Consider the following 22,004-nt stretch of genomic DNA (forward strand, 5'->3'; position numbering starts at 1 on the left):
ATTCATCTCATCGAGTGTTCAGTTGTCCTGGACTGGCGAGGACCGTTTGAACTCTTCGATTTCCAAGTCGATCAGGCGTCGAGCCAGCCGAATGATGCGGAATAACTTGACCAGCGCACCGTCACTCAAACGACCTTCGTCACCTGGTGCCTGCTCAGCACCCAGAGGTTGGCCCAGCAGCAGTTGGCCCAGGCCGGCAGCAAACTCAAATTCGCCCAATGCACTGGCAGGGTTTGGTTGCTCGTTCAGCATCTTGAGTGCGATAGCCATCGCACCGCTCAATGACTGAAGCAGTGTCAGCGTATGTTGAGCTGTTGCAGTGACTTCAACTTCGGTCTCCGGCTGTTTGTACTTGAACCCGATCCCTCCATCGATTACCTGGATATCGCCAGGGCCGTTGACAGATTCGAGGATCTCCACGGCCAGTTGGGCTACCTGGTTGCGCAACTCGCCAGGTTGGTCAATCTGACGCTCGATGTACCAGAGGTCGGTAATGGGGTGCAGTCCGCCGGCTTGCACGGGGATGGCGACCAGGCAGTTCGAGTTGAAATCGGGCAGCGTTTCCCCGCTGAGGGCGGCAACCTTCGCTTTTGTCTCGATCACCCGCTGGCTGAGGTTCGTTGGGGACGCGATATGCCCTGCAATCCGTTCCTGCTCTTGCTCTGGTGTGAGCGAAGCTCCCGGCATTGGAGCAGCTGGCTGGTGGGGAGGCTGAGAAGGCTTCGGCGAACTCCCAGTAGCTTCAGGTAGCTGTTGCGATGCCGGTACCGGTACCGGTGAAGCTGTACCAGTACCCAAAAGACTGGCGGGATGATTACTGGACTTGCCGGTACTCGGCACTTCTACCACTGGCGTTGAGCGACGGAGCTTATCCTGCTGCTGGGTAATCTCCAGCAGAATGTCCTCGTAGCCGAGCTGCAGCGATTTTTTCATCGTGCCGATGAGCTCGTCCTGGAAGCGCTGGAACAGGAATTCTTCCGCTTCTCCCTCGAACTGGGCAAGGACGTCCTGGAACAGCATTTCGAAGTCAACGCCTTCATTGCTGTAATGCTTGTCCCAGCAAGCCAATGCAGATTTTCTCAGCGCGATTATTTTCGTGATCCGGTCGATACCGAGACCGGAGTAGAGCAAACCAGGCACTGCAGGCAGCAAAAATTGCAGGGTATCCAGCATCCTGCTGATATGGGACTGAGAAATAGGGTACCCATCTTTAGATAGGCGTCGAGCGAGCTCGCGCTGGGAAATGGTCTCGCCGCTTTCCTCCTCATAAAGCGCCTTCGCTCGACCCACCGCGACAGCTCTCTCGATGAATTTGAGCTCACCTTTGAGATCCTCGGCCAGGTGACCGGTGAGCATCACGATCTCGCCTCGGATCTGATCCCATGGGCGGAACAGAACATTAATCCTCTGAAACCTTTCGTCGCCAGTTTCCTGGAACAGCTCCTTCAGAATTGTGATTCGCGTGTTCCCACCGTTGCGGATCCGGTATTTTTCCTCTCCAGGTCTGCGTGTTACAGGCGGAGGGGTGTCGAGGCCACGGTGGCGGATCGACTCCTTGAGTTCATCGTATCGTGGGTTGCGAGTGGTACGAGGGTTATCCTCCCAAGGGAGGACCTGCTCGACAGTCAGCACCAATGGGGTGTCCGCGATAGGGTCACTCATGGCCGCGGTGGTGCCTGTAGGGGTGAAGCCTGGAGCGAGAAGCTTGGCTTTGAGGTCTGTAGCGGCCATCTCAAGCTCCTACCGCAGCAACGTGCGGGTGAGCCAGAGGAGAGTGGCGAACCAGGTGCAGCACTTCCTGAATGTCGTCTTGAGTTGGAACAGCATTTTGCAACAGGCGATCGATGATCCGGTATGCGCGGGTCAGCTCGGATCTCAACTCCTCTGCGTTGGCGCCGTCGCCCTGGGCTTTCTGCGCCGGCTCAAATTGACCGTTGAGTAGCGATTGCTCGAGGCGATCGATGATTTCGCTGTTCATGGAACGATGGTTCTTGCGGGCGACTTCTGCCACTTGTTCACGCATGCCATTCGGCAGGCGAACCACGAACTTGTCAGCGGTACGGGAATTGGTTGCGTTCATGGTGGTTCTCCTTACTGGCGGCGTTTGAGTTGGTCGGTGAGCTGAGTGGGCAGGTTCTTGATCGTCAGCGAGCCGGTGTCGGCGTCGTAGGTGACGTTGGAACCGAGCAGGTGCGCCTCAAAGCTGATCGACAGACCTTCGGCGCGGCCGGTGAAACGGCGGAACTGGTTGAGTGTGCGCTTATCGGCCGGGATCTCAGGGGATAGGCCGTAGTCGCTATTGCGGATGTGGTCGTAAAACGCCTGAGGGCGGTCTTCATCGAGAGTCTGGGACAGCTCTTGAAGAGAGAGGGGCTGCCCCAGCTTCGTTTGGGTGGTGGCATAGTCGAGCAGCGCGTGGGTTTTCTCCCGGGCGCTTTCTTCTGGGAGATCCTCTTTCTCGACGTAGTCGGTGAATGCCTTGAGAAGCGTGCGGGTTTCACCTGGCCCGTCGACGCCTTCTTGGCACCCGATGAAGTCGCGGAAGTAGTCCGAACTCTTCCTGCCGTTTTTGCCTTTAACGAAGGAAATGTACTGCTTCGAGTTAGGGTTGTTGCGCCACTCGCTCAGGTTGATCCGGGCCGCGCAGGAGAAGTTGCTGGTGTCCAGGTAGCGAGAGGCTACAACATTAAGATCACCGTCCAGGCTGACGGTTTCGACCTGCTGGAGGACAGCGATCATCAAGTACTCAGTCAAGCCTTGTTGGTAATGGCTGAAGAACACGTGGCCACCGGTGGACAGGTTGACCTCTTCAAGCAGTTTCTGCAGGTGTTCGACAGACACACGGCTGAAGCTGGTGAAGTCTTGCTGCTCCTCCAGGTACTGTTTCAGCCAACCGCTGAATGGGTACGCACCCGACTCCCCATGGAAGAAGCCCCACGCTTTGCCTTGCTTGGCGTTGTAGCTGTCGTTCAGGTCGCCCTGGAGACTCACGATAGCATCGGACGGTGGGAGCTCAGTGTCACGGGCATGAAGGACGGCGGGGCTGCCGTCGGGCTGCTTGTCGAGCTGGTGAATAATTACGTGTCGGATCGGCATTATTGAATCCCCCGCGAGGAGCTGTTTTGGACTTCCGCACGTCGAAGCAACGCCCGGGTGTTGCGCTCGGAACGGTGGTCGCTAGGTGTGCAGGAAGTGAAAATCGGTGCGAAGCCGGACTTGCTGAACTTCAGGTGGCCGCTATTGGACCTGGAGAGAGTCCAGCCCTCGGAGAGGGCAAACTCAGCAAGCCGGCGGACACTGTCGTGGGCGCCGCGAAGAAGGTTACGCATTGGATCCGGCCTCCTTCGGGCAAAGTGCATCACCCGCTTGGATGGCCACGATTTCCGGGGTGCAGCCCGGATATTGGGTGGCCAGGTCGGTGAGGAACTCACGTGCAGTCTCGCGCGATCCAGGAATCCGGAAGACCACGGTGCAGTGATGAGCCTCGTCCACGGAGCTGGTCAGATGGGGGGTTACTGCAACCTTCAGACCGCAGCTCAGGAGGTGCCTTGGTACCCATACTGACCAGAAGTAATTGGTCAGCAGGGCTGGTTGGCCAAGGAGGGTCGCTGCCAGCGTTCCAGCATCATGGCTTTCCAGCTCGACGTACTGCAGCTGTGCAAGCTCTTGCAGAGCCTCATTCAGCTCAACAGGCACCGTGGTTTCACCGAACTGGGTGAGCCGTGAGACAACCTGGCTGAGAGCATCCAGCCAAACCGCGTTTACGCCAGACTGGTGCGCGAATGCCAAGGCCGATTGGTCGGTGTTTGCGATTGCAGGGATCGAAGGGTAGATCTGCTCAGCCTGCATTGGGCACCTCCGAGAGAGGAACGGGGTCATAGCTGCCGCAGACCGGGCATACCAGAACCTCTGCCTCACCTTCAGGGGTATGCTCAGCAGGATGCACCTGCCGTACCTGATGAAGCGCGAAGTGCCGGCCACAGTTAAGGCAGCCATGCGTAATCAGATGGGATTCTGTGAGCGTCATGCGGCAGCTCCTTGCCAATGGTCAGCAGTGAGGTTTGCGAAGCGAGTTTGGTTGGCGATAAAGGCTGCGCGTACATAGCCCGTAGGCCCTTGGCGTTGTTTGCCGATAATCAGCTCGGCAATCCCCTTGAACTCGGTGTTTTCGTTGTACACCTCGTCTCGGTACACGAAGAGGATGATGTCGGCGTCTTGCTCGATCGCTCCGCTGTCGCGCAGATCGGCGTTGACTGGTCGTTTGTTCTGACGTTGCTCCAGAGCCCGGTTGAGCTGAGAAAGAGCTACGAAGGGGCAGTTGAATTCCTTCGCGATTCCCTTGAGGGAACGAGATATCTCGCTGATCTCATTGGCCCGGTTCTCTTGCCCAGGGCAGCGCATGAGTTGCAGGTAATCCGCCATGATCAAGCAGGGCCTCCCAAAGCGCCGGCTAGCGCGTCGAACCTTGGCGCGCATCGCAGCAGGAGTGAGGTTTGCACTGTCATCGATGACCAGACGGTTGCCGTATGCGCTCATGCGATGCACGGCGGCGGAGAGTTTGGGCCAGTCCTCGTCCTGCAACTGACCGGACAGGAGCCTGCTCAGGTCGATGTGGCCCAAAATTGCCAGCATTCGGTAGATGAGGGCCTCGGTAGGCATCTCCATGCTGAAAACCAGCACGATCTCGTCAGGCTTACTGTTCAGCGCGGCATCTACGATGCTCAAGCAGAACGAGGTCTTGCCCATGGATGGGCGCGCGCCGACGATCATCAGGTCTGCTGGCTGCAGGCCGCGCGTCATTTCATCGAGATCGGTGATGCCTGTTGGCACCCCCGTTACGGTCACATGACCGTTGAAATTCGCGTCGATCTTGTCGACGACAGAGAGCAGTGCCTCGTTCATGTTGGCGAATTCACGTACAACGCGACCTTCGCCCAGCGCGAACAGCTTCTGCTCGAGCGTGTCCTGAACCTCCGCCGCGTCAGCAGCAAGTTCAGCTGCATCCCGTGTCCCCTGGAAACACAGGGACATGATGCGACGAAGGTGTGCGCGATTACGCACGATCTCCGCATACGATTGGATATTCGCTACAGACGGGGTGTTCTTGGCCAGCTCTGCCAGGTAGGAAAGTCCTCCAACCTCCTCGGGGACGGCCATCTGCTCGAAAATCGTGACCACGTCGAAAGGGCTGTTTTTCTCTGACAGTTCTTGGATAGCGGTGAAAATCAGCCTGTGTTCGCCCCGAAAGAAGTCATCTGCCTGCAGTAGGTCACCGACGAGATCCCAGGCTTCGTTGTCCAGCATCAGCCCGCCCAGGACGCCCTGTTCCGCCTCCATGGAGTGAGGAGGTGAATAGCTCAGGTCGGTCATCTGGCACCCCCGTGGGAAATGCCAGGCTGTTCGGTGCGGCCAACTCCGTGGTGGAGCTGAGCATGCCGGCCTTGCCGAATACCTGCGTACAGAGAGCTACGATCGTGGCCTTTGGCTTCGCTTGGCGTGATGTCGCTTTGCTTCAAGTCAGGGTGATGCACGGTCAAGTAGGCCGTGATCTCAGCCTTGATCTCCGGAGCCAGGTCACCCGCGAACTCTCGAACTTTGTAGGCCACTGCTCCAATCCAACCCTCCGCAAACAGTTGGCCGCGGCGTCGTTTGGTCTTCAGCTGGCACCGTTTCTGCTGCGAGACATGCTCGCGACGTGCTTTCTGTAACTGCAGGACGAGGCTGCTGTAGGCATAGGCAGCCAGATCCGGACCGATACCCTTGCCCAGGAACTTGAAGCAGTAACCCTTCAATGGGTGGTAGTAAGAGAGGTGGCTGCAGTCGAATGCGGCTGCACATGTTCCGGCGAGGGCATGCAACCAATCCGCTGGGGATCGACGTGTGCCCGTGGGGATACTTGCTTCAAGAACTTGGCTGGCCCGCAGTTCGTCTGCGTCGATGTTGTACTGGGCCATGAGCGAGCGGGCCTGGCGCAATGCGATTGCTGCCTCGTTCGTGTTTGCCCCTGGGCTGTTGGCCAAGGCCATCAGCTTGGTGACTTTGTCGAGGATCTTCTGCTTGTCCATCAGGAGCCCTCCCCAAGTTGGCGAGGTTGTCCACGCATAGCTGATGCGATCAGCACCAGGAGATTCAGCGTCCCGACCGTGCCGAGCGCATAGGCCGAGTAGACCGAACCCTGCAGAGCGATTTCGGCGAGCGGGGCTTTGAAGATCGAACCCAAGCCATAGGCGGTCGCCAGTGCCACAGAGCAGTTCATGAGGTACAGGCAAAGCGTGCCAGCGAACTGGGAAATAGAGGCAGGATTCATCATGCAGCCTCCGCGCGATGAGCCTTCGAAGCCGCTAAGGCCGCTTTGTAACTGGCCTTGGCGTCTTTCTTGGTCTTGCACCACTCGCCCGTAGCACGGCTTGAGCTCATGCGACAGCCGGACTCTATAGAGATCAGGCTGCCCACTTCGCTGTAGCCGAATGACTTACAACGATGCTCAATCGTGGGTTTTTCGATCCCGAGCCATTCGTGAAACTCAAGCCCGCTGTCTGCATCCAGAAACTCGTCATACCGAGTGAGTTTTGGTAGCGGAGGGAGGCTGGTCTCTGCGAAGTGCTGGCCCTGACTCGTAGCGCGATAAACAACTTCATCCTGGGGACAAAAAGCTGGAGGCTTTCCGCACGACATGAGCCCTGCTGCGACGAGCACGTCGAGCTGTCGTGCATCGCTGCAACCTGGGCTTGTGAGAAAGTAATTGCGGCTAACTGTGCGCCGGTGTCTGTTTTCGGCGGACAGACCCAAGGTGTGCCAGAGAAGGTCGAGCTGCTGTTGGCTGACGTTGTTCATGCTTGGCCCTCCTGCTTCGCCCCATCGGGGGAGAGAGCCTCTTTCCACAGGCGCAGGGTCTCGCGTTCGTCTGCTGTCAAGGCAGCCAGGCCAACAGCTTCGGCCACTTTCTCCTGCAGGAGTCGCAGACGTTCCTCAACCGACGAACCATCGTCATAAGCAAGGTGGCTGGTCAGGTCGCTGATCATGAAGTAACGGAGTGTTTGGATATTCCCGACCCGGTGTTGCTCAGGTGAGGCCCCGTAGAGTCGATCAGGCGTCTTCAGATCGCTCCTGACGTAGAGGTTGAATTCAGATGGGTTGTAGGAGGTATGGAACTGTCGTGCACGATTCAGGATGAGTGCAGCCTTGATCGTCTCGAGCCGTTCTTCATGGGTTTCGGTGGGCAAGGGGAATGTACGCGCAACGAGCTGCTTCGCCAGTGCATCACGGGCATCTTGCCGGCGTTTCGTGTCCTTCTCGGTCCGAACAAGTTTTTCCTTGGCATGAGTAACGTTGTTGCCGATGGATTCAACCAGGCGCGATGCGTCGAGCAGAAGCTGCCGTTGAGCATCGGTCAGGTGCTCTCCGAGTTTTCCGAGTAGCCCAGACTCTTTATTCCAGTGATACCCGAACTTGCGCAGATCACCTGCGATGGAGGTGAGCCGGGTTTGGACGCTGCGAAGGTCCTTGGCGGAGTGCGTTCTCCCGAGTTGCAGAACCAGTTCGGTAGTGATGTCGCTGGCATCGGTGATGACGATGGGTCTCTTGGCCATCTCAGCGCCCTTCTTTGACGATTTGGGCTACACGCTCTTCGGTCATTGCCTCGAAGCGGTCCGTCCACTCAGGGAAGGCCTCGATCGCCAAGCTGCGGATGATGTTCAGCGCCGCCGGCGACTTACGGTTCGAAGGTTGACGATATTCAAGCCGATGCGCCGGCACGCCTTGGCTCGCGGCTTTCTTGAAGATGACGGCATCTGGAATGATCGATTGCAGGACGGTGTAGTCTGGGTTCCCGTCGAAGATTTCACGGACGGTGCGGTGGATCTCGCGCGCGTCAGCAGTTTCATCCAGGCCGTTGATGATGATGTTGATGTGGGGAATGGTGAGGCCGAGACGAGCGTAACTGCGCAGGCCATCCATCATATGGATGGTTCCACGGCTGAATTCGCGCGCGGCCAACATGTTCGGGGGGAGGGGGGAGAGGATGATATCAGATGCAAGAACGACCATCTCCAGCATCGCAGAGCGGGCGCCCTGGGTGTCAAAGAGGATGAGATCGTAATCGGCATCGAAAGCCGACATCAGGTTGGCTAGTCGCAGTCTGCCATCAGGCGCCTGCAGTATGAGGTTGTTGAGCTGGTTGTTGGCATCGTTCGAAATGATGACGTCGAGATTCTTGATCGACGTGCGGGAGATGATCTTGGCCGGGTCGGTCTCGTTGTACGACAGCAGCTCGAAAATGCCGCCCGGGGCAGTGTACTCCAGGGGGAAATAGGAGGATGCGGAAGGCTGGACGGGGTCCAGATCGATGAGGAGGGTGCGCAACCCAGCGTCTGCTGTGAATGCCCCCAGATTGGTGGAGCCGGTGGATTTACCGGTGCCGCCTTTGGTTGAAACCTTACCTGCTCGTTTTGCTTTCTTCGGATGTGTCATTGCCATGCCTCTAATGTGGATTTCATTAGAGGCTGCGTGCCTAGGCGCGGAATGGTGCTGAAAACCCCTCCCTAGGTGGAATTATCGGCCTAGATCCCAATTGTCTTTTAACCAATTGGTCGTAGGTTCGAATCCTACACGACCCACCATATTCTCAGCCTTTCCGGTCTGGAATGGTTGATACGAAAAACCCGCCCTATTGGCGGGTTTTTTCGTTTCTGGGCCAAAATACACAAAGACTTGGTGCTTTTTGAGCTGACACGCTCTATCGCACGTTGTCGCTGATCCAGCCACTCTCATTATTCCCTTCGCAAATGCCCGCTTCTCCGGCGCGGTGGCTTTTTGCATTTATCTTTTCATTCTCTACAACTATTTGCAGCGCTAAATGTCATTCTTGGCAGGTCGGCTGTTCATGGGGATGCCGGCCTAACCGCATAGGAGCGAACGCACATGGCATCACTGCACGGCAGCACATTGGAAGCAATCAAGCACAATCATGCGCAACTGTTGGTGCAATGGGTAGCGGCGCTTGAGGCCAATGGCGCTACCCGTAATATCAAGGAGCAAACCCTGTCGCAGGAAACCCGCGATTTCCTGCAACTGCTGATCGATGTCTTGCAGGCAGACAGTGGCAATGACATTGTCAGCAGCGACTGGGACGAAGCCCGCCGGTTCCTGGAAAGGCTCTCGGCCAGCCGTGCCCAACTGGGGCACGACTCGCACCAGGCGGCGTATTTCATCTTCGCCCTCAAGCGGCCCCTGTTCAGCCTGCTGCAAACGCATTTCAGCGACGACCCGGCGCGCTTGGCCGAGCAACTGTGGTTGATCTCCGAATTGCTCGACACTTTAGGGATGCACACCATCCGCACCTTCCAAAAGACCCGCGAAGCGGTTATCAAGCGCCAGCAGGAAGAGTTGCTGGAGCTGTCCACTCCGGTGGTCAAGCTGTGGGATGGCGTGCTGGCCCTGCCGCTGATCGGCACGCTCGATTCGCAACGAAGCCAGACCGTGATGGAGTCGTTGCTGCAACGTATCGTCGACACCGGTTCGGAAATCGCCATCATCGACATCACTGGTGTGCCGACTGTCGATACCCTGGTCGCCCAGCATCTGCTCAAGACCGTCACCGCCATCCGTCTGATGGGCGCCGACTGCATCATCAGCGGCGTGCGCCCGCAGATCGCGCAGACCATCGTGCATCTGGGGCTGGACCTGGGCACCCTGACCACCAAGGCCAACCTCGCCGATGCCCTGAAGCTCGCGCTCAAGCGCTTGGGCGTGAACCTGGGCGAGCAGGTATAAGCCCATGGAGCGTATCCCGATTTTGCGGATGGGCGAGTTCCTGCTCGTTACCATTCAGGTCGACATGCATGACAAGCTGGCCATGCGCTTGCAGGACGACCTTACCGACCGCATCAGCGCCACTTCCGCCCGAGGGGTGTTGCTCGACATCTCGGCGCTGGACATGGTCGATTCGTTCATTGGCCGGATGATCGCTGACATCGCCAGCCTGTCGCGGCTGATGGATGCCCGAGTGATGGTGGTGGGCATGCAGCCGGCCGTGGCCATTACCTTGGTGGAGCTGGGCTTGACCCTACCTGGGGTGAGCACGGCGTTGGATGTGGAGCGTGGCATGCAGCGGCTCAGCCAGCATGTGAGGCGGCCATGAGCGGCGAGCACAGTGGCAGCCTGCCGGTACGCATCGAGCAGGATGTGGTACTGGCCCGGCAGTTGGCACGCAAACTGGCCAGCGACTGCGGCATGCGCCTGGTGGATCTGACCAAGCTGGTTACCGCCGTCAGCGAGCTGGCACGCAACACCGTGGTCTATGGCGGCGGGGGCGATATGGATTGGCAGGTGCTCGAGGAAGCGGGCCGCACCGGTGTGCGCTTGTTATTTCGCGACGAAGGGCCAGGCATCGCCGACCTGAAGCTGGCCCTGACCGATGGCTGGACCTCCGGCAATGGCCTTGGCCTGGGCTTGACCGGTGCGCGCCGTCTGGTGGACGAGTTCGAGCTCGACACCGTGCCAGGAGAGGGCACGCGAGTGACGATCACGCGATGGATATGAACATTCCCGCCAGCAGGACGCTGGTCCTGCCCCTGGATGAGGCCAGCCAGGTCGGGCACGCCCGGCGCACCGCACAGCGCCTGGCAGAGCAACAAGGCTTCGACAGCGAGGAGGCTGGCCGAGTGGCATTGCTGGCTACCGAGCTGGCCAGCAACGTGCTCAAGCACGCCGGACAGGGCGCCTTGCACCTGCGCACCGTGCCTGGTGCCAGTGGCCTGGGCATCGAGTTGGTGGCAGTGGACCGGGCCCAGGGGTTCGATGCTCAGACATGCCTGGCCGATGGTTATTCCACCGGCGGCACCCAGGGTATTGGCCTGGGAGCGGTGACACGCCTGGCCGAGGTGTTCGATATGCACACCGACGCTCGCGGCTCGGTGATCATGGCTCGCGTGTACCGACGCGATGCCAAGAACCGCGATCTGCGCATCGGTGTAAGCCATCATGCGTTACATGACGATCCGGCTTGCGGCGACACCTGGCACGTCAAGCTCACCCATGGGCGCCTCAGCGCCTTGCTGGTCGACGGCCTGGGGCATGGCACGCAAGCCGAGGAGGCGGCCCAGAGCGCTGCAGCGGCATTCGCCGAGCACGCCTTTATGGATCCACTTCTGCTGATCGAGCGGCTGCACCTGGCGATGAGCAGTACCCGCGGCGGCGCGGTGGCCATCGCCCAACACGATCTGCGCAGCGGCCATATGGCCTTCACCGGCATCGGTAACATCGGCGCCAGCCTGGTGGCGCCGACGCGGATGCGCGGTATGCCTTCGCTGCCAGGGATCGTCGGCGGGCAATATCGCAAGGCCCAGGTCTTCGACTACGCTGACGTGACTGGCAACCTGCTGATCCTCTACAGCGACGGCCTGCAGTCGCGCTGGAACCTGCAAGAGTACCCCGGGTTGGTGCATCGCCATCCGGCGGTGATTGCTACCGTGCTGCACCGCGATTTTTGCCGGGGGCGGGACGACGTGACGGTGCTGGTCATCGACCTGGAGCCAGACCATGGCTGAGCTTCCCATGCAAGACGCCGAGCAGTTTGCGCGCCTGCAGGCTGAAAATGAGGCCCTGCGCGCCGAGCTTGAAGAAACCAATCAAGGAGTGCTGGCCCTGTATGCCGAGCTCGACATCCAGGCCGAGCACTTGCGCCAGGCGTCAGACCTGAAAAGTCGCTTCCTGTCGTACATGAGCCACGAGTTCCGCACCCCGCTGGGCTCGATACTGAGCATCACCAGTCTGCTGGCCGACGAGCTCGACGGGCCGCTGTCGGAAGAGCAGCACCGCCAAGTGGCCTTTGTCAGCAATGCGACCCGCGAGTTGTCGGACATGGTCGATGACCTGCTCGACCTCGCCAAGATCGAAGCCGGGCGCATCACCATCTCGCCGGCCTGGTTCGACATGTTCGACCTGTTCGCGGCGCTGCGCGGGATGTTTCGGCCGATCGTCGACGCCACGGCGGTCGACCTGATTTTCGAAGAGCCGGTGGGGCTGCCGCGTCTCTACACCGACGACAAGAAACTAGCGCAGATCTTGCGCAACTTCATCTCCAATGCCTTGAAGTTCACCACCCGCGGTGAAGTGCGGGTATCGGCGCAACTCGTCGATGCTCAACACATCCGCTTCGCCGTCAGCGACACCGGCATCGGCATCGCCTCGGACCTGTTGGGTACGCTATTCGAGGATTTCGCCCAGGTCGATTCACCGTTGCAAAAACGCCTGCGTGGCACCGGGCTGGGGCTGTCATTATGCAAGCGTTTCGTCGCGCTGCTAGGCGGGGAGGTGGGCGTGCACAGCGAGCCGGGTGTCGGTTCAACGTTCTTCGTGATCATTCCACTGGCTTTGGCCCAGGATAACGTTGATGAAACCTGACCTGCGCTTGCTGATCGTCGACGACAACGTCGCCACCCGTTACGCCCTGCGTCGTCGTCTCGGTGCGCACGGTTACGAAGTGCTTGAGGCGGGCACCGGCGGGGAGGGGCTGGCGCTGATTCGCGACGAGCAAGTGGATGCACTGATCCTCGACGTCAACCTGCCGGACATGAGCGGTTTCGACATTGTCCGGCTGCTGCGTGAGGACAGCCGCACGGCGCTGTTGCCGGTGATCCACGTGTCGGCGGCATCGATCCAGAGCGGCGATATCATTACCGGCTTGAATGCCGGTGCTGATGCCTATCTGGTCTACCCGGTAGACCCGGATGTGCTGCTGGCCACCCTGCGCACCCTGTTGAGGGTGCGCGATACCGAGCGGGCCTTGCGCCAGAGCGAGGCGCGCTTCCAGGAAATCTTCCGGGGTGTGTCCGCCCCCATTGCCGTACTCGACGGCAACCTGAAGGTGCACGAATGCAATCATGCCTTCGCCCACCTGGTGCAGGACAACCGCGATCCGCAACGCCTGTACGAGTGCTTCGCCGATGGCCAGCTGAACGCGCTTGAGGAGTTGCGCCAGCACCTGGTACGGGGGGCGCGCTGGAAAGGCACGCTGGGCATGCGTCTGCATGGTCAACCGCGCGACACTGAGTGGCAACTTTCCCCGTACCAGGCGCCTGGCCTATGCCTGGTGTTCGTCGAGGACATTACCGAACACCGTCACCGCGAGCGCTCGCACCTGGCACGCCTGGACGATGCCAACAGCCAATTGGCCAAGGAAGTAGCCGAGCGCGTGCGCACCGAGGCGCAACTGTTGCAGTTGCAGAAAATGGACGCCCTGGGCAGTCTCACCGGGGGCATCGCCCACGATTTCAACAACCTGCTTACCGGCATCATCACCAGCCTTGAGCTGATCCGCAAGCGGGTGGCGGAAAACCGTGTGGATAAGGTGCCGAAGTACGCCGAGGTGGCGCTGAGCTCGGCCAACAGCGCCGCTGTGCTCACCCAGCGGCTGCTGGCCTTTGCCCGTCAGCAACCGCTCGATACCCGTCCAGTTGACGTCAACCAGCACGTGCGCTCGCTTGAGGAACTGGTGACCCGCACGATCGGTGAACGAGTCACCCTGACCCTGGAGCTGTCCACCCTGCCGGCCATCGCCCTGGTCGACCCGGTGCAACTGGAAAGCGCGGTGCTCAACCTGGTCATCAACGCCCGCGATGCCCTGCCCAAAGGCGGGCACATCTGGGTCAATACCTCGGCGGTCTGGTGCCAAGGCGACGCCAACCTCGCCGATGGCGCCTACGTTGCCGTGACCGTGCGCGACAACGGCAGCGGCATCGAGGCCGGCTTGATCGACAAGGTCTTCGATCCGTTCTTCACCACCAAGCCCCTCGGCCAGGGCACTGGTCTGGGCTTGTCGACCATCTACGGTTTCGCTCGCCAGTCGGGTGGGCATGTGGAGCTGCGCAGCGTTGTTGGCGAGGGTACCGAGGTGACGCTGTTGCTGCCGGCCAGCGATGAGGCGGCGGTCAGCGTGGACCGCGAGGTAGGGAATGACCAGCAGGGCAATGGCGAGCACGTGCTGATCGTGGAGGACACGGCCTCGGTCCGACTGTCGGTGGCCGAGGCGCTGGGCGAGGCAGGGTACCGCTGCACACTGGCGTCGACCACCGATGAGGCGTTGCAGCATCTGCAGCAACTGCAGAGCATCGACCTGTTGCTGACTGATGTTGGATTACCCACCATGAGTGGGCGAGAGCTGGCTGATATCGCACGGTTGCATCGACCGGGGCTGCCGGTGCTGTTCATGACCGGGTATGCCGATGCGGCGCTGGACCGCCAAGCGTTCCTGGGGGCTGGGATGGACATGCTGGTCAAGCCATTCAAAATGTCGGAGTTGCTCGACAAGGTCAAGCGCGCGGTAGTGCGTTTGGGCTGATGGCGTACCGTCTTCTTCTAGGCATTTCCAGCAATGGCGTGCCGACGTCAGCGGTTTAGGCGCCGTGCATCGAAGGCGTCTCGTGCTTGATAAGCGGTGTAGGTGGCCTGCGCCGCCAGCAGGCCGGCCACGCCAAAGGTCCGGTCTAGGCCGAACTGGCTGAAACCGCTCGGGATCGGCTGGCGGTGAGCGATGGCCTGCGCCAGGACTTCGCCGGCAACGGTGGTCGGTGCCATGCCATGGCCGCCGAATCCGACCGCATGCCATATGCCGTTACCATCCTGGCCAATCTGCGCTATCTGGTGGCGTCCGTAGCTCATCAAGCCGCCCCAGGCGTATTCCAGTTCCACGTCTTCGAGTTGCGGGTAGACGCTGACCAAGTCAGCCTTGAGCAACCTGGCGATGGCCTGGGGCCCGCGGTCGAGGATGGAGATGCGTCCACCCCAGAGGATCCGGGTGTCTTTCAACGGGCGGTAGTAGTCGAAGGCGAAGCGTGTGTCGTAGATGGCCGACTGGCAGTTGATGGCATCCGGCAGGTGCGCGCCCAGTGGTGGAGTGGTCACTATATAGGTGGCGATCGGTAGCACGGCGCGCTCGATCGGGGGGTAGACGCCTCGGGCGTAGCCCCCTGCGCTGAACACGACCTCCTCGGCATGAACCTCGCCCTGGCGGGTGCGCACGATGTAACCGCCAGCCTTCTTTTCGATGCCGGTCACCGGCGACTGCTCGTAGATTGTCACCCCGGCTAGGGTGGCAGCCTCGGCGATGCCGCAGACGTATTTGAGCGGGTGGAAGTGGAATGCGTTGCGCTCCAGCAACCCGCCGTAATAGCGTCCGGTCCTGAGCTGTTCCTTCAGTTCGCCTGGGGTGATGTATTGCCAGTCGACGCCATAGGCCTCCTTCATCAACTGGCGCGGCTTGTCCAGGCGCGATGGGTCGTTGAACCAGTTGGCGAGGATCACGCCCTGGTCGACCAGATCGCAATCGATGGCGTAGCGATGGGTGCGCTCGCGAATGAGGTCGACGGCCTCGAGGGTCAGTCGATACAGCTTGCGGGCCTCGTCGGCGCCCAGTGCCGACAGCAAGTCCGCGCTGCCGAGACTGTAGCCGCCGAAGACGAAGCCGCCATTACGCCCCGAGGCACCGTGGCCGATACGTTGTGATTCAAGAATCGTCACGTCGCTCACTCCGCGCTCGGCAAGCCCTATCGCGGTCGAAAGCCCGGCCAGACCGCCGCCCAGGATGCACACACGGGCATCGGTGCGTCCCGTTTGGGCAGGGTAGAGGGTTCTGCTGGCACTGGCTTCGTAGTAGGAGTCGAGGGTGCTGTTCATAAGGGTTCCATGACGCAGATGGGCGGACCGAGGCGGGTCCGCCAATGGAGTTTTCAGGCGGGCTGCTGGCTGGCCGCGACCGCCTCGACGCAGGGCTCTGCGTTGCTGTGTTGGGTCTTGCGTGTCTCGATATAGGAGAAATCCATTTCCCTGTAGCGCACCACCCTGGAGCCGGTAAGCAGCTTGCGTCCGAGCCACACCACCACGAACAGCACCAGCCCGACATAGGTGGCGAAGGCGCCGATCCAGTCGATCTGGCCGCCGATGAAGGCCTGGTAGTTCTGCCCGAGCATCACCACCATGCACAGGCCGAAGGCGAACAGGGGGCCGAATGGGAAGTACTTCGAGACATACGGCAGTTTCGCCAGGTCGTTGCCATGGAACAGGTATCCGCGACGGAAGCGGTAGTGGCTGATGGCGATGCCAAGCCAGGCAATGAAGCCGAGCATGCCGGAAGTGTTCAGCAGCCACAGGTACAGCTTGCCGGGGCTGAACAGGAAGCTCAGCAAGCACAGGCCGGCGACCGCTGCAGTTGCCAGCAGCGCCCACACCGGGGTGCCGCTGCGCGTCACCCGGGCGAATATCGCCGGCGCCTTGCGCTCCAGGGCGAGGCTGTAGAGCATGCGCGAGGAGGCGTACATGCCCGAGTTGCCGGCGGACAACACTGAGGTCAGGATTACCGCGTTCATCACTGCGGCGGCGGCGAGCATGTCAGCCTTTGAGAAAATCAGGGTAAATGGGCTGATGGTGATGTCCGAAAGGCCGTCCTTGAGCAGGCGGGGGTCGGTGTAGGGGATCAACAGGCCGATCACGATGATGGTGAACACATAGAACAGCAGGATGCGCCAGAAGATCTGGCGAACTGCCTTGGGAATGTTGCGCCCAGGGTTTTCCGTTTCGCCTGCGGCGATGCCGACGAACTCGGTACCCTGGAATGAGAAGCCGACGATCATCGCCACGCCGATCAGGGCAGGCAGGCCGCCGGCGATCGGCGCATCGCCGAGCTGCCAGAGGTGGGTGCCGCCCTCCTGCCCACCGTCAAGGATGCCCAGCAGCATCAGGATGCCCACGCCAATGAACAGGATGATGGTGACGACCTTGATCAGCGCGAACCAGAATTCGGCTTCGCCGAAGAAGCGCACCGAGGCGACGTTGAGGGCGAACAGCAGGACCAGGAAGGCTGCGCTCCAGATTACGCCCGGGGTGTCCGGGAACCAGTAGACCATGATGATCTGCACGGCCACCAGGTCCACGGCGATGGTCACTGCCCATGAATACCAGTAGTTCCAGCCCAGGGCGAAGCCGAAGCTTTCGTCCACGTAGTGTGAGGCGTAGGTAGAGAACGAACCGCTGACCGGCATGCATGCGGCCAGCTCGCCGAGGCTGGTCATCAGGAAATACACCATCAGGCCGATCACCGCGAAGGCCAGCAGCGCGCCACCGGGGCCGGACTGGGCAATAGTGGCGCCAGAGGATACGAACAGGCCGGTCCCGATAGAGCCGCCAATGGCGATCATGTTCAGGTGACGGCTGGTGAGGGTGCGTTTCAGGTGTCCGGAAGGTGGGGCTGCTGCAGTCAAACTTCCGTTGTTGTACGAATGGGTCATGGGCAACCTATTGGATCTGCATGCGAGTGAGTTGTTGTTTTTGTTGTGAACTGACCACTTCAAGTTTGCAGTTGTCGGGCGGATAGGCCCTCGATCTGCCTACAGCTTCTCCAGAGCTGCGGCGCGGAACGATTGCTTTGATTGAAATCAGTATTGGCGTTGAAAGGTGTTCGCAACAAACGACAATTAGTTGCTACATCATTACTTTTTGGAATACATGGTTTCGTCATATTTTCCTGAGTAAAACCGTTTAGTTGCACGCATCCAACTGAATTGCCCATATTTACTGAGGGCAATAGACGTCATTTTGCTTTGTTATATTGTCGTTTTGTCATCGGTATGAAATGTACGAAACAATATGCCGGAAATTTATTCATCATTTAGCGGCAAAAAACACCGATACCTGGAGGCCAGATATCGGTTTTTGGGGGGAGCCCTTCAAGCGAAGGGCGTGCTATGGGGGCTTCCTGGTCGCGGGCAGTCAACCTTCGTCAGGGTGAAGCGTACTGCTGCTAGCGGTCCGTTGTTCTGGCTTGGCTTGGGTGCCGGGCAGGTTGTCGAACTTGTGCAGCCCATTTTTCGCGTACGGGTCGCCGATCCAGCGCGGGCTGGCGGTGAAACTGTCGTTGACCAGGCTCTTGGCCGGCTCGTAGCGGTCGTAGCTCAGGCCTGCCAGGTCGGACAGGGTATGGATCAGGTGTGCGCTGCTGTACGGACGGTTGACCATCGCCTGCAGGTCGCGCGGGTGCGTCGCCTGCCAGCTGGGCGAGGTCCAGAGCAGGAAAGGGATGGTGTACATCGGCCGGGTTGGATTGGCCTCGTTGCGGCCCAGGCGATCATGGTTGCCGGAGCTATAGACATCCTCGCCGTGGTCGGACAGGTACAGCAGGAAGCCGTTCGGCGTGCTTGCCGAATAACGCTTGATCAGGTCTGAGACCACGAAGTCGTTGTAGCGCACGGCGTTGTCGTAAAAGTTGTAGGTGCGTACCTGTTCGGGTGCCAGCGCCGCCGGCGCGCCGGTCGCGTCCTTGAAATGATCGAACTGGGCGGGATAGCGATAGCGGTAGTCCATGTGCGTGCCGAGCAGGTGGACAATGATCAGCTTCTTGTCGGCGGGGTCGCGCAGGGCCTTGTCGAAAGGTTCCAGCACCACGCTGTCATACTGGCTGGCGTTTTGGTTGCGCTGGTTGTTCAGGTAGACCGGCACGTCCGTCTGCTGGGAGAAGGTCGTGAGCATGGTGTTGCGCTTGGTCATGGTTTGTTGGTTGGTGATCCAGAACGTCTTGTAGCCAGCCTGTTTCATCAGGTTGATCAGCGATGGGTCGGTGAGGAAACGGTCAGGGTGCTGCTGGTCGCCAAAGGTCAGGATTTGCTGCATCACCTCAATGGTGTAGGGGCGTGGCGAGACGACATTACGGAATACGGTGAGCCCTTTGTCGTGAGCGGCCAGGGCGTCGAGGTTCGGCGTGGTGTCGCGGTCGTAGCCGTACAAATGCATGTGTTCGCGTGTGGTGGATTCGCCTAGCACCAGCACCAGGGTGCGCGGCGCGTCGCCGCTACTGTCCTTGAGGTTTTGCAGGGGCGGCAGGGCGGCGTTCTGTTGAAGCAGTGCCTGCATGTTGTCCAACTGCTGTCGATATTGCCGGTAGCCGACCACCAGTTGCCAGGGCACTGCAGCCGCCATGCGTTGTTCAACCTTTTCGCGAGCGTCTGCGAAATTGCGTTGCTGGGAGACCATCTGTTTGTAGAACGGGTAGCCCAGGGTCGCAGTCAGCAGCACCGCAACCACCGGCAGACGGCTGTACAGCGGCAGGGTGACCGGGCGGATGCGCCGCCACAGCAGCACGGCGATCGCGCTGTAGAGCAGCAGCCCCAGGCACAGCCAAGTGCTGAAGTACTGGCTGAAATATTCGCCGGCTTCAGCGGTGTTGGATTCGAACATCACGAAGATGACGCTTTGTGAGAACTCCTGCCGGTAGATGCCGAAATAGCTGAGGCCCACCAGCGATCCAGCCCACAGCACTAGCCCAATCACTGCGGCGAGCGGGCGGGTCAGGCGTGGCAGCAGCAGTACCGGGGCCAGCCACAGGCTGCTGAGGAACAGGGCATCGCGAAAGCCGGCGAAGCCGGTGGTGCCACTGAACAGCAGCAAGGCCTGGGTCACGCCGGAGAAGTACCAGAAGAACAGCAGGAGCCAGCCGAGGCCAGGCCAGTCGATGGATGTGCGAGCGGGAAGAGTTGTGCGGGACACGTGTGCCTCAGAGAGCGGTTGCCTGCCGGATCGGTTGGCAGGCGAAGCTAAAGGGGGCGGCGTGAAAAGATCGTCAACAATTCATGAAAGGCCCGCAGAGACCGACGAGTGCTCTATATGGCAGGTGAGCTTGTTGTTGCCAGGCGCGTGATCGTTCAGGCGATACAGCTTGCGGCTTCAGGAGGCCAAAAGGTGGCTCCTGAAGTCGCGGCTTTAGGGCTGCTGGGTTGGCGTAGCGGTGGCGAGTGGGGAGAAGTTGATCTGTGGATAACGATCAGGCGTAACACAGCGCTATACCCGGAACTGCTCCATCAAGACTTGCTGCTGGTTGGCCAAGCGGTTCAGCGCTTGGCTGATTCGTGCTGATTCGTCGGCCTGTCCAGACAACGCCTCGGTCACATCGCGAATCCCCGCCACGTTGCGATTGACTTCTTCAGCCACGGCACTCTGTTCCTCGGCCGCCGAGGCGATCTGCAGGTTCATGTCGGTGATCACCGTCACCGCCTCGCCGATGCGTTGCAGCGCCGGCAAGGTCTGCTCCATCTGCGCCGCGCTGTCCTGAGCCTGGCGCTGGCCGGCATGCATGGCACCGACCACGTCCTGTGTGCCTTGCTGCAGTCCCTCGATCACCTGGCGGATCTCCTCTACCGATACCTGCGTACGCTGAGCCAGGTTGCGCACCTCGTCGGCGACCACTGCGAAACCACGCCCAGCCTCACCGGCGCGGGCAGCCTCGATGGCGGCATTGAGTGCCAGCAGGTTGGTCTGCTCGGCAATGGCACGGATTACCTCAAGCACCGAACCGATCTGCTCACCGCGGCTTGCCAAGGCACGCGCCTCGTCCATGGCCGCGTCCATGCCGCCCGCCAGCTGGCCGATCGCCTCGCGGGTGGCGGTCACTCGCGCCAGGCCGTCGCGGGTCGCCTGGTCGGCGCCGCGCGCGGCTTGTGCCGCCTGGGCGGCATTGTGGGCGACGTCGTGGGCGGTAGCGCTCATCTCGTTGGCGGCGGTAGCTACCTGCTCGATCTCGCGGTGCTGTTGCTGCATGCCATCGCTGGTCTGACTGGCGATCAGCGCCGATTGGTCTGCCGTGCCGCGGGCCTCATGCAGGGAGGCCTTGAGCTGGGCGATCACCGGCTGGAGCTTGTCGAGGAAACGGTTGAACCAACCGGTGAGCTGGCCCAGTTCGTCATCGCGGGCGTACTCCAGGCGTCGGGTCAGGTCGCCTTCGCCGCTGGCGATGTCCTGCAGGCGGGCAGCCACGGCCAGGATCGGCCGAGTTACGCCGCGGGCGGTAAGCCACACCAGCAACAGGCCCAGCACGGCCGCAACCATTCCTATCAGCAGGCTGACGAAGTTGGCCTGCTGGTTCTGGCTATCCAGGCGCTGGTTGAGAGTGACCGCAGGCGCTTGCAGCACCTGTTCGGGCAATTCGAGCAGTACTTGCCAAGGTGCCGCGCCGGGAATTGGCGTGAAGGGCCGGGAAATGCGCATGGTGCCTTGGTCCAGCCGCTCGACAGCCTGGCCGGCGCGCAGCGGCGCTGCCAGGGCGATGGCGCTGGCGCCGAACGCTTGCTGTACCGTCTTGCTCAACTGGCCGGCATCCTGGCTGTGGCCGGCCAGCAGCCCTGCGGGGCTGATGATACTGACCTGGCCCTGGCCGTCGAACAGCTCCTGGCGACCCGCCAGGCTTAGTTGCTGCAGGTTGTCCAGGCCGATATCCAGGCCGACCACACCCACCACCTTGCCGTTGTCCAGCAACGGCAGGGCGATGCTCGTCATCAGTACCTGATGACCGTTGACTTCATCGAAATACGGGTCCAGTACGCAGGCCTTTGCCGTCTCCAGAGGGCAGGTCAGCCACCGGTTGTAAGGCGAGCCATTGGCGCCGATGCTGGTGTCGGCGAGCATCGATTCGGGCATGGTCTCCACCTCCAGGGCGCCACTGCCCGGCTGCGACCAGTACAGCGAAAAGCGGCCGCTGTCATTGCTGCCATTCTCGGCCTGGTCAACGAAGCGCGCATCTTGCTGGTCCAGGGCGTTGGGTTGGAACACCAGATACAGGCCGATCAGGTCGGTGTTGCCGGCCAGGGTGGCGCGAGCCTCGCGGCTGAGTTCGGCACGCAGGTCGTCACCGCCGCGAGCTTTGAGTGCCTGCACCAGCCTTGCGAAGCCGTTGCCGTACTGGTAGGCATCCATGAAGTAGCGCTGGATACGCAGGGCCTGGGCTTCGCCGTGGGCCTGCAAGCGCAGGCGGGCACTGTGGTCGAGCAGTTCGGTATTGGCCTGGAACACCTGCGCTGCGCTGCGCCGCGCCTGGGTAAGCGAGGTAGTCACCAGCAGGGCGACGATGGCCAGCAGGCACAGGCCGGCGAGCAGGGTGATCTTCCACTGGATGGACAGACTTCGCTGCGACATGGGCTTTTCCTTCTCGGGCAAACACAACGCCCGCGGTCAGGCGGGCGTCGATGGGG

The 22,004-nt window shown here is 60.6% G+C and carries 20 protein-coding genes and 1 pseudogene; 6 read left to right on the forward strand and 15 right to left on the reverse strand.

The annotated features are described in order from the left end of the window. Window positions 1-18: 18 nt before the first annotated feature. The 10 genes from LU688_RS07385 to LU688_RS07435 all read right to left on the reverse strand — a co-directional run bounded on the left by LU688_RS07385 (window position 19) and on the right by LU688_RS07435 (window position 8,469). Entirely contained in the window at window positions 19-1,731 is a 1,713-nt protein-coding gene (locus LU688_RS07385) for a ParB family protein (RefSeq protein ID WP_023628771.1), read from the reverse strand. 1 nt (window position 1,732) lies between these two features. Continuing rightward, window positions 1,733-2,080: an Arc family DNA-binding protein gene (locus LU688_RS07390; protein WP_023628770.1), complete on the reverse strand. Its 348-nt coding sequence runs from the start codon at window positions 2,078-2,080 to the stop codon at window positions 1,733-1,735. A gap of 11 nt (window positions 2,081-2,091) precedes the next feature. Beyond that, window positions 2,092-3,096 carry a nucleoid-associated protein YejK gene (gene yejK / locus LU688_RS07395; protein WP_023628769.1) on the reverse strand — a complete coding sequence of 335 codons (1,005 nt, stop codon included), beginning with the start codon at window positions 3,094-3,096 and terminating at the stop codon, window positions 2,092-2,094. Window positions 3,097-3,321: 225 nt separating this feature from the next. Then, complete coding sequence (locus tag LU688_RS07405) at window positions 3,322-3,849, reverse strand: hypothetical protein (protein WP_028692975.1); 528 nt, start codon at window positions 3,847-3,849, stop codon at window positions 3,322-3,324. 174 nt (window positions 3,850-4,023) lie between these two features. Next, window positions 4,024-5,370, reverse strand: a complete 1,347-nt coding sequence (dnaB, locus tag LU688_RS07410) for a replicative DNA helicase (RefSeq protein ID WP_232888277.1) — start codon at window positions 5,368-5,370, stop codon at window positions 4,024-4,026. Next, on the reverse strand, window positions 5,367-6,065 hold the full coding sequence (locus tag LU688_RS07415) for a DUF2786 domain-containing protein (protein ID WP_023628766.1): 699 nt from the start codon (window positions 6,063-6,065) through the stop codon (window positions 5,367-5,369). Before LU688_RS07415 ends, dnaB begins: the two co-directional genes overlap by 4 nt. Next, entirely contained in the window at window positions 6,065-6,310 is a 246-nt protein-coding gene (locus LU688_RS07420; RefSeq protein ID WP_023628765.1) for a hypothetical protein, read from the reverse strand. Before LU688_RS07420 ends, LU688_RS07415 begins: the two co-directional genes overlap by 1 nt. Next, window positions 6,307-6,834, reverse strand: a complete 528-nt coding sequence (locus LU688_RS07425; protein ID WP_023628764.1) for a hypothetical protein — start codon at window positions 6,832-6,834, stop codon at window positions 6,307-6,309. Before LU688_RS07425 ends, LU688_RS07420 begins: the two co-directional genes overlap by 4 nt. Continuing rightward, complete coding sequence (locus LU688_RS07430; RefSeq protein ID WP_023628763.1) at window positions 6,831-7,589, reverse strand: hypothetical protein; 759 nt, start codon at window positions 7,587-7,589, stop codon at window positions 6,831-6,833. Before LU688_RS07430 ends, LU688_RS07425 begins: the two co-directional genes overlap by 4 nt. Before the next feature lies 1 nt (window position 7,590). After that, a complete protein-coding gene (locus LU688_RS07435; protein ID WP_023628762.1) occupies window positions 7,591-8,469 on the reverse strand; it encodes a ParA family protein in 879 nt (292 codons plus the stop codon). A gap of 450 nt (window positions 8,470-8,919) precedes the next feature. Between LU688_RS07435 and LU688_RS07440 the strand changes: the two genes are divergently transcribed. The 6 genes from LU688_RS07440 to LU688_RS07465 are packed head-to-tail and all read left to right on the forward strand — an operon-like array spanning window position 8,920 to window position 14,338. Next, window positions 8,920-9,771, forward strand: coding sequence for an STAS domain-containing protein (locus tag LU688_RS07440; protein ID WP_094010087.1), 852 nt, complete (start codon window positions 8,920-8,922; stop codon window positions 9,769-9,771). A 4-nt stretch (window positions 9,772-9,775) separates the two neighbouring features. After that, window positions 9,776-10,138 (forward strand): STAS domain-containing protein, encoded by a 363-nt coding sequence (locus LU688_RS07445; RefSeq protein WP_023628760.1) that lies wholly within the window; start codon window positions 9,776-9,778, stop codon window positions 10,136-10,138. Further along, complete coding sequence (locus LU688_RS07450; RefSeq protein WP_023628759.1) at window positions 10,135-10,539, forward strand: anti-sigma regulatory factor; 405 nt, start codon at window positions 10,135-10,137, stop codon at window positions 10,537-10,539. Before LU688_RS07445 ends, LU688_RS07450 begins: the two co-directional genes overlap by 4 nt. Then, a complete protein-coding gene (locus LU688_RS07455) occupies window positions 10,536-11,546 on the forward strand; it encodes an ATP-binding protein (protein ID WP_094010086.1) in 1,011 nt (336 codons plus the stop codon). The genes LU688_RS07450 and LU688_RS07455 overlap by 4 nt, the downstream gene beginning before the upstream one ends. After that, the gene (locus tag LU688_RS07460; protein ID WP_094010085.1) at window positions 11,539-12,402 is read left to right on the forward strand and encodes a sensor histidine kinase; all 864 of its coding nucleotides are present in this window, start codon (window positions 11,539-11,541) and stop codon (window positions 12,400-12,402) included. Before LU688_RS07455 ends, LU688_RS07460 begins: the two co-directional genes overlap by 8 nt. Next, window positions 12,392-14,338 (forward strand): response regulator, encoded by a 1,947-nt coding sequence (locus tag LU688_RS07465; RefSeq protein ID WP_232888276.1) that lies wholly within the window; start codon window positions 12,392-12,394, stop codon window positions 14,336-14,338. The genes LU688_RS07460 and LU688_RS07465 overlap by 11 nt, the downstream gene beginning before the upstream one ends. Window positions 14,339-14,385: 47 nt before the next feature. Here the strand turns inward: LU688_RS07465 and LU688_RS07470 are convergent, their stop codons facing one another. From LU688_RS07470 to LU688_RS27905, 5 genes and pseudogenes are all read right to left on the reverse strand, one after another. Next, window positions 14,386-15,672 (reverse strand): NAD(P)/FAD-dependent oxidoreductase, encoded by a 1,287-nt coding sequence (locus LU688_RS07470; RefSeq protein WP_232888275.1) that lies wholly within the window; start codon window positions 15,670-15,672, stop codon window positions 14,386-14,388. A 53-nt stretch (window positions 15,673-15,725) separates the two neighbouring features. Then, entirely contained in the window at window positions 15,726-17,279 is a 1,554-nt protein-coding gene (locus LU688_RS07475) for an amino acid permease (RefSeq protein WP_094010082.1), read from the reverse strand. Window positions 17,280-17,760: 481 nt separating this feature from the next. Next, a complete protein-coding gene (locus LU688_RS07480; RefSeq protein WP_094010081.1) occupies window positions 17,761-19,530 on the reverse strand; it encodes a phosphoethanolamine transferase CptA in 1,770 nt (589 codons plus the stop codon). Between the two features lie 291 nt (window positions 19,531-19,821). Then, entirely contained in the window at window positions 19,822-20,577 is a 756-nt protein-coding gene (locus LU688_RS27900) for a methyl-accepting chemotaxis protein (protein WP_376786905.1), read from the reverse strand. A gap of 102 nt (window positions 20,578-20,679) precedes the next feature. Continuing rightward, a pseudogene (locus tag LU688_RS27905) lies at window positions 20,680-21,948 on the reverse strand (methyl-accepting chemotaxis protein); the annotation flags it as partial. Window positions 21,949-22,004 lie beyond the last annotated feature (56 nt).

Origin of the sequence: Pseudomonas soli, assembly GCF_021283165.2 — a bacterium.
In the GTDB taxonomy this organism is placed as follows: domain Bacteria; phylum Pseudomonadota; class Gammaproteobacteria; order Pseudomonadales; family Pseudomonadaceae; genus Aquipseudomonas; species Aquipseudomonas soli.

What these genes read in the sequence shown, in the direction of transcription:
- LU688_RS07385 (WP_023628771.1), bottom strand. Translation starts at nt 1,731, where the DNA reads ATGGCCGCTACAGACCTCAAAGCCAAGCTTCTCGCTCCAGGCTTCACC.
- LU688_RS07390 (WP_023628770.1), bottom strand. Translation starts at nt 2,080, where the DNA reads ATGAACGCAACCAATTCCCGTACCGCTGACAAGTTCGTGGTTCGCCTG.
- yejK (WP_023628769.1), bottom strand. Translation starts at nt 3,096, where the DNA reads ATGCCGATCCGACACGTAATTATTCACCAGCTCGACAAGCAGCCCGAC.
- LU688_RS07405 (WP_028692975.1), bottom strand. Translation starts at nt 3,849, where the DNA reads ATGCAGGCTGAGCAGATCTACCCTTCGATCCCTGCAATCGCAAACACC.
- dnaB (WP_232888277.1), bottom strand. Translation starts at nt 5,370, where the DNA reads ATGACCGACCTGAGCTATTCACCTCCTCACTCCATGGAGGCGGAACAG.
- LU688_RS07415 (WP_023628766.1), bottom strand. Translation starts at nt 6,065, where the DNA reads ATGGACAAGCAGAAGATCCTCGACAAAGTCACCAAGCTGATGGCCTTG.
- LU688_RS07420 (WP_023628765.1), bottom strand. Translation starts at nt 6,310, where the DNA reads ATGATGAATCCTGCCTCTATTTCCCAGTTCGCTGGCACGCTTTGCCTG.
- LU688_RS07425 (WP_023628764.1), bottom strand. Translation starts at nt 6,834, where the DNA reads ATGAACAACGTCAGCCAACAGCAGCTCGACCTTCTCTGGCACACCTTG.
- LU688_RS07430 (WP_023628763.1), bottom strand. Translation starts at nt 7,589, where the DNA reads ATGGCCAAGAGACCCATCGTCATCACCGATGCCAGCGACATCACTACC.
- LU688_RS07435 (WP_023628762.1), bottom strand. Translation starts at nt 8,469, where the DNA reads ATGACACATCCGAAGAAAGCAAAACGAGCAGGTAAGGTTTCAACCAAA.
- LU688_RS07440 (WP_094010087.1), top strand. Translation starts at nt 8,920, where the DNA reads ATGGCATCACTGCACGGCAGCACATTGGAAGCAATCAAGCACAATCAT.
- LU688_RS07445 (WP_023628760.1), top strand. Translation starts at nt 9,776, where the DNA reads ATGGAGCGTATCCCGATTTTGCGGATGGGCGAGTTCCTGCTCGTTACC.
- LU688_RS07450 (WP_023628759.1), top strand. Translation starts at nt 10,135, where the DNA reads ATGAGCGGCGAGCACAGTGGCAGCCTGCCGGTACGCATCGAGCAGGAT.
- LU688_RS07455 (WP_094010086.1), top strand. Translation starts at nt 10,536, where the DNA reads ATGAACATTCCCGCCAGCAGGACGCTGGTCCTGCCCCTGGATGAGGCC.
- LU688_RS07460 (WP_094010085.1), top strand. Translation starts at nt 11,539, where the DNA reads ATGGCTGAGCTTCCCATGCAAGACGCCGAGCAGTTTGCGCGCCTGCAG.
- LU688_RS07465 (WP_232888276.1), top strand. Translation starts at nt 12,392, where the DNA reads ATGAAACCTGACCTGCGCTTGCTGATCGTCGACGACAACGTCGCCACC.
- LU688_RS07470 (WP_232888275.1), bottom strand. Translation starts at nt 15,672, where the DNA reads ATGAACAGCACCCTCGACTCCTACTACGAAGCCAGTGCCAGCAGAACC.
- LU688_RS07475 (WP_094010082.1), bottom strand. Translation starts at nt 17,279, where the DNA reads ATGACCCATTCGTACAACAACGGAAGTTTGACTGCAGCAGCCCCACCT.
- LU688_RS27900 (WP_376786905.1), bottom strand. Translation starts at nt 20,577, where the DNA reads ATGCAGCAACAGCACCGCGAGATCGAGCAGGTAGCTACCGCCGCCAAC.